The organism is Halorubrum sp. SD626R (genome assembly GCF_001261915.1).
In the GTDB taxonomy this organism is placed as follows: Archaea; Halobacteriota; Halobacteria; order Halobacteriales; family Haloferacaceae; genus Halorubrum.
In genome coordinates, this window is record NZ_CVRT01000148.1 from 106,788 (window position 1) to 113,158 (window position 6,371).

Below are 6,371 nucleotides of genomic sequence, written 5' to 3' on the forward strand. Positions count from 1 at the left end.
TGAATATGACCGATTCAGAGACGCCTGATCAGCTCGATGCGAAACACGACCGCAATCGTGAGCAACGCATCGCGGCGATCAAACGCTGGGTGTCGTACATTCAATCGGAGCCGCCCGAGGTATGGGGGCCACAGCAGAACGCGGTGGTCAACGGTCAACTGACTGCCGCCAAACACGCGGCGACCTCAGCCGCGCATCAGCAACACGTGGCCGATGTTGCCCAAGATATTCTTGCGATCCAAGACGAGGACAGCGACACGACAGACTCGAGGACAGATCGTTAGTACGTTTCAACCGGGACACCAAGTCGGTTGAAGTCCTCGACGTTGTCTGTGAGAACCGCGTCATCGAGGACATCAGCCATCGCGGCGATGTAGCCGTCGTTCGCCCCGACACCCGCGCTTTCGCCGGCGCGGTCGTCTGCCGCCGCGAGGAGTTCACCAGCTCGCCGCGCGATCTCGTCGTCAACCTCGATACGCGGATATCCGAGCAGCCGATTGCGCAGCGCCTGTTCGGTGGTGGTGCTGCGGGCTGTCGCGACCCCATAGTAGGCCTCTGCGACGACTGGCGTCGGCAACCACTGCATCTCGCCGGTTTCGACGAGTTCTGCCCCTTTCGAGAACGCATCCGAATCTTCCGCCATGAGGTCGAAGAGATACGACGAGTCGATGATCATTCGGTGGTTTCGCTGGCGTCAAAGGCGGCCTGGGCAGCATTCAACCGGTCGCGGTCACGTCCGCGCAGATCCGTCACCGCTGTTTTGGCTGCGTCGGCCTCGTCCTCAGTTAGGAGCCCGGCAACATCACCCGGGTGGGGACCACGCGTCATGCGACGAAGCGTTTCTTCCATCGTTTCGTCACCCTCCTTGTGTGCAGTCAGCCACTCGTGGTATTCCTCTGATACTCGAATGGTTTTGACCATGTGATATATTAGGATATATGTGTTTAAGAAGTTTATCACGTAGTTTAAGAATAATTTGGAGATGAATTTATAGGGGCATCCGTCACCAGTCTCTTCGCTCTACCAACGGGGTTGAACCCGCCTGGTCTGCTGGCTGGCTCGCCGTCCGTGTTGGTTTGTGGGGTGCCCCGAGGGGGTGGCCACCATGTCCAACCAGGCCACATCCCCGGATCGATCCAGGACCGAGACGCGGGGTACCGAGACGGTTGAGATGACCACGGCCGATCAGGTCGCCCAGTATCTGATCGAAGACCAAATGGCGGATCTCACGGATGCGGTTCGTGAGGCCGTCCAGAACGGGGTTGACAGTCCCGGGTCGTCGCGGGTGCTCGTGAGCGTCACGCCCGAGCGCACGGTTGTGTGTGATGACGGGACGGGCATTGATCTGGGGAGGGAGAAGGGGACGCGGGATCTCTCCGTGCTTGGCGCGGGGACGAAAGAGCGAGCAGACGACACCACCCTCGGCGAGTGGGGGATCGGGACAGGTGCGATCATCGCGAAAGGCGCCGTGCGCATCTGGAGCGGGCGACACGCGCTGTGTTTCGACTATCAGGATCAGCGAACGACAGAGCCGTTCGCAGCGGTGGCTGGCGGTGAGGGCGTTGTCGTCGAGACGGAGCACGCGTTCGACGGTGTCTGCGTGACCATCGACCACTACGCGGGTGAGGTGCCCAATCCGGAGAGCTACCGATGGCGCCGAATCGTCGAGCGCCTCCGTGAGCGGTTCGCGTATCTCACCTTCCGGACCGACGTTGCGGTCGTCGTCAACGGCGAGCCCGTCGATCGCGGGCATCCGTTTGCGGGCGTCGGTGACAGTCGGGTGTCCGTAACGCGTGAGACCGACGACGCGTATCTGGCGATCGAGCATGCGCCTGAGGACGGATTGGACGTGTACAGCAACGGCCTCTTGGTGACCACCGATCACGACGTCGGCGTGGGTGGCGTCGTCGTCTCAAAGGGGAACCTGACACTCAACTTCGGGCGGACAGCGATCCAGTCGGGCTGTGATCGGTGGGGCCGGATTCAGGAGACGATCGCTGACGCACGGCAGGCCTTGTACGAGCAGGTGGGCGATGATGCGCTCGACAGCCACACACGCACAAAGATGGCGGAACTCCTGATCGGTGACGAGACGCTGCGTGAGCGCTGGCAGGATCGCGATCTCTTCCAGCTGGTGACTGAGACACCGGTGAGTCTCGCACAGATTCAGGCAGCGCCACAGATCGCCGTCCAGGAGGGCGCCAGCCACGGCGGGGATGCGCTCGTCGAGCGGGGTGCCATTATTCTCGATACGACCGATCCGGCCACTAAGCGGCTCGCGTCGGCAGCAGCAGAGAGCGACACCGAGATTGCGCTGCCGTCGCGGTTCGACGTTGCGACACGTGCTGAGGAGGCGGGCGTCTGGCAGGGGTACAGCCGGCTGGCGGACACCGAGCTCGCAACACGGCAGGCGCGATACCTCTTGTTCGCGCGGGCGCTGGCCGACGCGGTCGGGATCGACCGCACAATCTACTGGGGTGAGGCGACCGCCGATGCGTGGACAGACGGTCGGTCCCGGATCGTGGTGACGGATTCGGCCGTGACGAGCGCGAAACGCGCGGTGTGGACTCACGATCTCTTTCTCACCCTGTGTCATGAGGCGGCCCATGACCGGTCGGACAAGCGCCGAACAGCCCACGGGCGACGGTTCGAGAGCCGGTTTCGTGAGCTCGTCGAGGATCCCACGGTGCGGGCGGCGTACACCGAGCTCGTGATGGCAGTCCACGAGCGAGGGTTCCAGCCGGTGTTCCGCGACCGAGGCGTCTCGCTCGGCTAGCGTGGGGGTTGTGTGGCTCCCAGTGGGTGGGAGCCATGTTCACCCACTTAGTGTCGATCGCCATCGGTCGCATCGTTCGCCTACTCAAGCAGCCGCCGTGGGGATCGTGTCCACATCCACCGAGAGCGCGAGCACAGTATGCCACGCCACGGGGCCGACTCGTCGCCTGTGAGCGCTGTGGACGGGTCAAACCGGGTAGCTGGTGATGGCGACCTATGACGCGTGTCCACGCTGTGGGGCGCCGGTCGCGATCGTCGTTGTGCGCGGCCCACAGACCGCGATCTGTCACCCGTGTGGACATCGTGTGTTGCCACCAGCGAGTGGGTTCTGAGAAAGGAATATACGCAGACATTGCGTACACGCACCTGCGCAATGGTGTCCGGTCCAGATTCGACGGCGGTTGACAACGAGGTCCGCTAGCTGTACGAGCAGTATCAGGCGGCCGAAAGCGACGCCGAACGCCACGAGATTGCCCTCGAGATGGGGACGCTTGACAGACGCCGCCACGCAGAGATTTACGCAGCCCTCGAAGACGAGTGAGCGTTCGAAAGACAAGTATACAGCGCCGCAGACCACATCCACTACAGGCGAGGTCTACTGGCCCACACAGTATGGACGGCAACACGAAGCGCGTCGAGTTTCACGCACCATCGCGGCTCGTTGACCGGGCCGATGCACTCGCAGCTGTTCGCGGTCAGGATCGGACGGACATCCTCGTGACCGCGCTCCACGAGTATCTCAAAGCAGCAGCCCATGACGACGCGCTCTCCCAAGAGATCGCAGCCGCCTACTACGATGACGAGATATCGGGTAAGCAACTCAACGAGCTCATTGGCGCCGAAGAGGCGGCGAACCGCCGCGTGTTGAAACAGCAGCTCGACGATGAGTTCATCGACAAAATCGCTGACGAGACGAATTCCCCGTAGCAGTTGAGCGCACCCCCAGAGCGTCGTGGTCTCACGGCTGATCAAGGCGCCGAAGCTGGCTTGTATCCCGGCTCAACAGAAACGACACACCGTCCGTTGGTGGGGCAAATCGGATCTGGGCTTCTTTGGCTTCGGTGAGTATCCAGCCGTAGGAAGCATTGAGCTCCATAAAGTCGATCGCGTTTTTTACGCCCGTGGTCGTGACGAGAAGCCGTTATGTTCCGTTGTCTTTGAGCACGTGTGCTGACTCGACGCCGTCAGCCTCCGCAACCACAGCTGCCGGGGCGGGATCAGCAGCCGGACTGATCGCACCGTCGGCGGTCTCCACTGGCACCGGCTCTGCGTATAGCACGCCGTCGATGGTCACGGGGACGAGATCGTGTGTGCGGGCTCGGCGGCGCAAATCAGAGAGCACCCCCGAATAGCGGACCGACACGCTGTCAGACCACGCAACACACTCAAGCACACCCGATTGCTGGCGAAGATCGTTTATAACCGCCTCAAACCGTTCCATCGACATCTACCATGGACCACGGAGCGCTGCGTGTTCAAGCTGACTCCCACCCGATCGGACAGACCCCCACCCCTTCAGTACCTGCTCGCTGCGGTGATCGTCGCTTACTGTCTGCAGCGTCCGGTGTAGTGCGTGGTTTCTGGCTCGCCGCGATGTGTGCCGGCGAGACAACCGCCGGCGTGATCCGATGTCGACCCGCTGTCAACTCCGGTTCGTTCGGACCCTCGACGATGGCCGAACAACCGATCCGACCGCGCCAGTCGCACAGGTCTACACCCACTCTGACGGGTATCCAGCAGGCATCCTCAGGCGACTCCACCAACTCAAACAGTTATTGGAGGCGACGACCAGCGTGCGAGGGCCGGGATACGCGGCCGCCCAGTACGTGTTCCTCGACATGCTCACGACGCTGCCGCTGTATCTCGATCCAACCCGAGAGGCTGATCGACGTGTTGACGCGCAGTCGCCCGCCGATGTCTGTGATCCGGCTCGGATGCAACATCTCTCCCAGCCACTATTTCTGCTCGGCCACGGGATTGAGGATCCCCAAGCGGGCATCCATGGGGACGAGGAGTATCTGTACATCGTCGCGATCCCGCCCTACGAGCTGGAACAGGTGGAGCCGCCCGCGTGGCAGGTGGCCGTGAGCGAGGCGTGCGGCTTCCCGCGGTGGAACGAACAGACGAACGACGCGTTCATCGAGGCCACGTGGCAGTTCGAGGGATCGCTTGCGGAGGCGATCGACTCCTTCGGTGATTAACCTACACCGGTAGCGATCTGCGGGGTCTGTTGGTTAACAATCCACGGCTGTGACCAGTTGCTGATCGAGACTTCACCTGTTCTCTTTCCCCCACATGTGGGGCAACATGTATTATCGGCGAGCGTGTATCACTACGCATGGCAACTGACGAACCCCCTGAGGAAACCACGGTCAGCGACCGGGGGATGGTAACAATCCCGGCAGCCATCCGTCGGCGTCTTGACATTGAGCCTGGCGACAAGCTTCGGTGGACGACTGACGACGAGGGTACCCTCTCTGTGGAGGTCGTCAAGCAGCGCTACGGCGCGTTCGATGACTTCGAGCCAGTTCCGATGGGGGGTAGTGGATCTGACACTCACGACCTTGCAGGGTACGAGGACGATCCCGCCTTCTCGGAGCCTAACTAATGGCGGTCGCCGTGATCGACACAGGCGTTCTGGTTGGGATGGCCGATGCTGACGATGAGCACCACGACATTGCAATGGAGATCGTCCATGCCATTGACCACGGTGAGCTTCCGACAGCCCGGGTGACGAACTACATCGCCCTCGAAACGCTCAACTGGATACACAATCGGAAGCGACACGAGACGGCTGTCGAGACATATGAGCGGCTAAATCAGTCTGCTGGGTTTGAACTGCTCCACGCGGCCCAGAAGGATTTCACCAACGCTGTAACTCTCTTCCAGACCTATGAGGGCCTATCCTTCGGCGACGCGACCATTGCTGCATATATGGAGCGGGAAGGGATTGAGTACCTCTATTCGTTTGATGACGACTTCGACACGATCCAGAGTATTACCCGGCTGGAGACGCCAGACAATCCCTTCCAGTGAAGGATGGTGTCGAATTCAGCCTGACCCTGCAGGGTCAGGCATTTCCTTGTCTCTCTGTACTATTGCATCGTTTGGGAACACGCAGCAGCCATCGCAGACCGACCACAGATTTCGCCATGATGGGTACCGACGAGTGCAGGTAAGATTAACCAACGCTGGCAGCGGTCTGTGTGGTCTGTTGGTTAAGCAGAGGCCCCCCGCAGCAGCCTCTGTTCACCGCCGAAACGAGAGATTATACCTTCCGCTTTTCTGGAGCATACATTCTCTGTTAAGTATCATCTGAACTGAGTGTCAGTGTGGATGCAGTGTTGCCGGCCGTGATCGCGGGGACATCAACAATGACACTACTCGGTGTGGCTATCGCCTTCATTCTCAGATTAACAATCGCGTGTGTCATTCGGCCCGCCATCTAACGATCAAGGCGGCCTCACTCGTTCTGCATCTACTTTGGCAGTGGCTGGGTCATCCAGTGTCGCGGTCGGCTGGACAGGTGTGTCCGTACCAGCCCGCCCCGCTCGCCGCTGCCGCCCTCCGCGTCGCTCGCGACCGACCATTCCGGG

General features: G+C 61.1%; 9 protein-coding genes. 6 read left to right on the top strand and 3 right to left on the bottom strand.

The features are described 5' to 3' along the window. The first annotated feature begins 5 nt into the window (after window positions 1-5). A complete protein-coding gene (locus SD626R_RS14915; protein ID WP_092567108.1) occupies window positions 6-284 on the top strand; it encodes a DUF8150 family protein in 279 nt (92 codons plus the stop codon). Here the strand turns inward: SD626R_RS14915 and SD626R_RS14920 are convergent. Next, window positions 281-676 (bottom strand): PIN domain-containing protein, encoded by a 396-nt coding sequence (locus SD626R_RS14920; protein WP_092567109.1) that lies wholly within the window; start codon window positions 674-676, stop codon window positions 281-283. The two genes, SD626R_RS14915 and SD626R_RS14920, sit on opposite strands and share 4 nt — an antisense overlap. Next, the gene (locus SD626R_RS14925; RefSeq protein ID WP_092567110.1) at window positions 673-921 is read right to left on the bottom strand and encodes a hypothetical protein; all 249 of its coding nucleotides are present in this window, start codon (window positions 919-921) and stop codon (window positions 673-675) included. Before SD626R_RS14925 ends, SD626R_RS14920 begins: the two co-directional genes overlap by 4 nt. Before the next feature lie 250 nt (window positions 922-1,171). Between SD626R_RS14925 and SD626R_RS14930 the strand changes: the two genes are divergently transcribed. Further along, complete coding sequence (locus tag SD626R_RS14930) at window positions 1,172-2,776, top strand: sensor histidine kinase (protein ID WP_092567118.1); 1,605 nt, start codon at window positions 1,172-1,174, stop codon at window positions 2,774-2,776. A 611-nt stretch (window positions 2,777-3,387) separates the two neighbouring features. After that, window positions 3,388-3,702, top strand: a complete 315-nt coding sequence (locus SD626R_RS14935; RefSeq protein WP_092567111.1) for a hypothetical protein — start codon at window positions 3,388-3,390, stop codon at window positions 3,700-3,702. A 214-nt stretch (window positions 3,703-3,916) separates the two neighbouring features. Here the strand turns inward: SD626R_RS14935 and SD626R_RS17065 are convergent, their stop codons facing one another. After that, on the bottom strand, window positions 3,917-4,222 hold the full coding sequence (locus SD626R_RS17065) for a hypothetical protein (RefSeq protein WP_137782505.1): 306 nt from the start codon (window positions 4,220-4,222) through the stop codon (window positions 3,917-3,919). A gap of 181 nt (window positions 4,223-4,403) precedes the next feature. Here SD626R_RS17065 and SD626R_RS14940 point away from each other — a divergent pair, with 181 nt between their 5' ends. From SD626R_RS14940 to SD626R_RS14950, 3 genes are all read left to right on the top strand, one after another. After that, window positions 4,404-4,976, top strand: coding sequence for a hypothetical protein (locus tag SD626R_RS14940; RefSeq protein ID WP_092567112.1), 573 nt, complete (start codon window positions 4,404-4,406; stop codon window positions 4,974-4,976). Between the two features lie 137 nt (window positions 4,977-5,113). Continuing rightward, window positions 5,114-5,383, top strand: a complete 270-nt coding sequence (locus SD626R_RS14945) for an AbrB/MazE/SpoVT family DNA-binding domain-containing protein (protein ID WP_092567113.1) — start codon at window positions 5,114-5,116, stop codon at window positions 5,381-5,383. Then, the gene (locus SD626R_RS14950) at window positions 5,383-5,811 is read left to right on the top strand and encodes a type II toxin-antitoxin system VapC family toxin (protein ID WP_092567114.1); all 429 of its coding nucleotides are present in this window, start codon (window positions 5,383-5,385) and stop codon (window positions 5,809-5,811) included. Before SD626R_RS14945 ends, SD626R_RS14950 begins: the two co-directional genes overlap by 1 nt. Window positions 5,812-6,371: the final 560 nt, after the last annotated feature.

Excerpts from the sequence above, each read along its gene's own strand:
- SD626R_RS14915 (WP_092567108.1), top strand. The coding sequence starts at position 6 with ATGACCGATTCAGAGACGCCTGATCAGCTCGATGCGAAACACGACCGC.
- SD626R_RS14920 (WP_092567109.1), bottom strand. The coding sequence starts at position 676 with ATGATCATCGACTCGTCGTATCTCTTCGACCTCATGGCGGAAGATTCG.
- SD626R_RS14925 (WP_092567110.1), bottom strand. The coding sequence starts at position 921 with ATGGTCAAAACCATTCGAGTATCAGAGGAATACCACGAGTGGCTGACT.
- SD626R_RS14930 (WP_092567118.1), top strand. The coding sequence starts at position 1,172 with ATGACCACGGCCGATCAGGTCGCCCAGTATCTGATCGAAGACCAAATG.
- SD626R_RS14935 (WP_092567111.1), top strand. The coding sequence starts at position 3,388 with ATGGACGGCAACACGAAGCGCGTCGAGTTTCACGCACCATCGCGGCTC.
- SD626R_RS17065 (WP_137782505.1), bottom strand. The coding sequence starts at position 4,222 with ATGTCGATGGAACGGTTTGAGGCGGTTATAAACGATCTTCGCCAGCAA.
- SD626R_RS14940 (WP_092567112.1), top strand. The coding sequence starts at position 4,404 with ATGTCGACCCGCTGTCAACTCCGGTTCGTTCGGACCCTCGACGATGGC.
- SD626R_RS14945 (WP_092567113.1), top strand. The coding sequence starts at position 5,114 with ATGGCAACTGACGAACCCCCTGAGGAAACCACGGTCAGCGACCGGGGG.
- SD626R_RS14950 (WP_092567114.1), top strand. The coding sequence starts at position 5,383 with ATGGCGGTCGCCGTGATCGACACAGGCGTTCTGGTTGGGATGGCCGAT.